General features: G+C 60.8%; 2 protein-coding genes. Both read left to right on the plus strand.

The window, feature by feature from the left end:
* The first annotated feature begins 104 nt into the window (after positions 1–104).
* A complete protein-coding gene (locus VQ044_RS25355; RefSeq protein ID WP_327650437.1) occupies positions 105–533 on the plus strand; it encodes an RrF2 family transcriptional regulator in 429 nt (142 codons plus the stop codon).
* 33 nt (positions 534–566) lie between these two features.
* Complete coding sequence (locus tag VQ044_RS25360; protein WP_327650438.1) at positions 567–854, plus strand: DUF6522 family protein; 288 nt, start codon at positions 567–569, stop codon at positions 852–854.
* Positions 855–972: the final 118 nt, after the last annotated feature.

Raw genomic sequence — 972 nt, forward strand, 5'->3', positions numbered from 1 at the left:
CCCCCTCAAGGCTTCGGCTGTCCGAGCCTGCCGTTAATAGGTATTTGCAATATGCATTATCTTCCGATATATTTCGTATTGTCAATACCATTTAAGGAGCACCGATGCGACTGGCGTCATTCACCGACTACGGTTTGCGGGTTCTGATGCGGCTGGCAGGAGCGCCCGAAGAGTCGATCTCGACCGGACAGATCGCCGAGGAGTTCGCGATCTCGCAGCATCATCTAGCCAAGGTGGTGCAGGATCTCGGTCGCGGCGGATTTGTCCGGGCGCAGCGCGGCAGGAGTGGCGGATTACGGCTGGCCCGCGCGGCACATACGATCACTGTCGGGGAGGTCGTGCGCCATCTCGAGCAGCGTTTCGCCATCGTCGAATGTTTTCGTGCGGATGGCAGCGCTTGCGTGCTGCAACCGCGGTGCCGCCTGAAACCCCAACTCGCCGCTGCGCGGGCGGCCTTTATGACGGAGCTTGACCGGACAACGGTGGCGGATTGCGCTTGGCCCGGGGACGGATCACTAATCGCGGCCGCATGAATCCGAGGAAGCGCAGGGAAGTGGAGAAGGTCAATGACTCATATCGCATTTGCCGATGACGCGATCCAGATCGACGCCGATGTCCTTGCCAAAGCGTTCCGGATCGAGGCGGATGACCTGAAACAGGGAATGCGCGACGGCACGATCACCAGCCGGTTCGAACGCGGCGCGGACGAAGACGCGGGCAAGGTTCGGCTGACGTTCTTTGCGGCAAGCCGTCGGGTCCGCATGACCATCGACGAAAGCGGAACGATCCTCACATGCAGCGCAATCGATTTTGGCAAGCTGCCGCTGCCCGCGTCGTCGAGAAGGGTCGGTTGATTCCCCTGCAACCGAATCTGACAAGTGGTTTGAGACTGCGTTCACGGTTCCGATCTGGGGATAATCTATGCGGGCGGCAAGGCGGCGCGCGGCGGATCAAGCGGCAGCGACGGCTTAG

The sequence above is a fragment of the Aurantimonas sp. C2-5-R2 genome (assembly GCF_036549495.1).
Taxonomy (GTDB): Bacteria; Pseudomonadota; Alphaproteobacteria; order Rhizobiales; family Rhizobiaceae; genus Aurantimonas; species Aurantimonas coralicida_A.